This is a genomic window from Streptomyces sp. NPDC046859 (genome assembly GCF_040645135.1).
Lineage (GTDB): Bacteria > Actinomycetota > Actinomycetes > Streptomycetales > Streptomycetaceae > Streptomyces.
Genome location: NZ_JBEYXR010000059.1, coordinates 1 through 1,868, shown reverse-complemented (window position 1 = coordinate 1,868; position 1,868 = coordinate 1). Strand labels below are relative to the sequence as shown.

General features: G+C 69.3%; 3 protein-coding genes. All 3 read left to right on the top strand.

What is annotated here, in order from left to right:
- Positions 1–450, top strand: a 450-nt coding sequence (gene trxA / locus ABZ899_RS36480; protein WP_361355221.1) for a thioredoxin, incomplete at its 5' end; no start/stop codon positions are given.
- A 6-nt stretch (positions 451–456) separates the two neighbouring features.
- A complete protein-coding gene (locus ABZ899_RS36475) occupies positions 457–720 on the top strand; it encodes a UBP-type zinc finger domain-containing protein (protein WP_361355220.1) in 264 nt (87 codons plus the stop codon).
- On the top strand, positions 720–1,868 hold a 1,149-nt coding region (locus ABZ899_RS36470; protein ID WP_361355216.1), incomplete at its 3' end, for a cyclic nucleotide-binding domain-containing protein. The genes ABZ899_RS36475 and ABZ899_RS36470, both read left to right, overlap by 1 nt.

Here is a 1,868-nt window from a genome sequence, read left to right as displayed (position 1 = left end):
ATCCAGGCGACGACCGTCAAGTGCCCCCACTGCGGGCGCACCAACCGGATACCCGTGGCCGCGCAGGGCCGCCCGAAGTGCGGCAACTGCAAACAGCCCCTGCCGTGGATGGTCGACGCCGGCGACGACGACTTCGCCGAGGTCGCCGAGCAGGCCGACGTCCCCGTCGTCGTCGACCTGTGGGCCACCTGGTGCGGACCCTGCCGCATGGTCAGCCCCGCCCTGGAGAAAGTCGCCACCGACCTCGCCGGCCAGATCAAACTCGTCAAGGTCGACGTCGACAAGAACCCACGACTCTCACAGCGCTTCGAGGTCCAAGCAGTACCGACACTGCTGATCCTCGACCACGGCCAGACCATCGCCCGACAGGCGGGAGCCGCACCCGCCCCTGCCCTCCGGCGGTGGGTGGAACAGTCGATCGCCGGCCGTGAACCGGCCGGGAAAGGGTGAACAGCCATGACCGTAGGAATCGACCCGCACCTCGCGCTCGTCCGACCGGTCGAGCCACTGACCCCCGAAGGATGCCAGGAGTGCCTGATCATCGGCTCCCCATGGGTCCACCTCAGGCTCTGCCTGACCTGCGGCCACGTCGGCTGCTGCGACTCCTCACCGAACAAGCACGCGCACAAGCACGCCGACGCCGTCGCCCACCCGATCGTGCAGTCCTTCCAGCCTGGCGAGGACTGGCGCTGGTGCTACGTCGACGAGACATTCGTCTGATGTCCGGCGACCAGACGCGGCCGGGCGAAGAACCGGTCCCGGGAAAGTCGGACGAGGCAGCCTTCTGGGAGACCCCGGACGTCTACGGCGCCTATCCGCGCCTGTCGGAGGACCAGATAGCGCGTCTGGCGGAGCACGGGCAACGCCGGAACACGGCTGCGAACGAAGTGCTTATCCGGGAGGGGGAGCCGTGCGAGACGTTCTACGTCGTCCTCAGTGGCTCGGTCGCCATCGTCGAGGACTACGGCACCCCCGAGGAACATGTGCTGCGCGTGCACGGCCCCGGCCGCTTCATCGGCGAACTCGGCCTGCTGAACGGGCAGGTGGCCTTCTACACCGCCGTGACCAGGGAGCCCGGTGAGGTCCTGGCCGTGTCCATGGACCAACTGCGCGACCTGGTCACCCGGGACTCCGACATCGGCGACCTGGTGCTGCGCGCCTGCCTCGGCCGACGCGCCCTGCTCGTCGGACAGGGCGCCGGCTTCCGCATCATCGGCTCCCGCTACTCACCCGACACCCGACGACTGCGCGAGTTCGCCGCCCGCAACCGGCTGCCCTACCGCTGGATCGACCTGGAGACCGACCAGGAAGCCGAACAACTCCTGCGCCGCTTCGGCGTCAGCCCAGCCGAAACCCCCATCGTCATCTGGCGCGACACCACCCTGCTGCGCAACCCCAGCAACGCCGAACTGGCCCGCCTCATCGGCCTGCCCTCCCTGCCCGCCGGAGACCACCACGGCGACGTCCTCGTCGTCGGCTCCGGACCCGCCGGCCTCGCCGCCGCCGTCTACGGCGCCTCCGAAGGCCTGGACACCACCGTGGTCGAAGCGATGGCCACCGGCGGCCAGGCCGGCACATCCTCCCGCATCGAGAACCTGCTCGGCTTCCCCTCCGGCATCTCCGGCGCCGAACTCGCCGAACGCGCCGTCCTCCAAGCCGACAAATTCGGCGCCAAATTCAGCATCCCCCAAGAAGCGACCGGCCTGCACCCCCAAGACGACGACCACTACACCGTCACCTTCGCCGACGGCACCGAGATCACCGCCCGCACCGTCGTCCTGGCCACCGGCGCCCACTACCGCCGCCTCCACGTCCCCGGCATCGAACGCCTGGAAGGAACCAGCGTCCACTACTCCGCCACCGTCTAC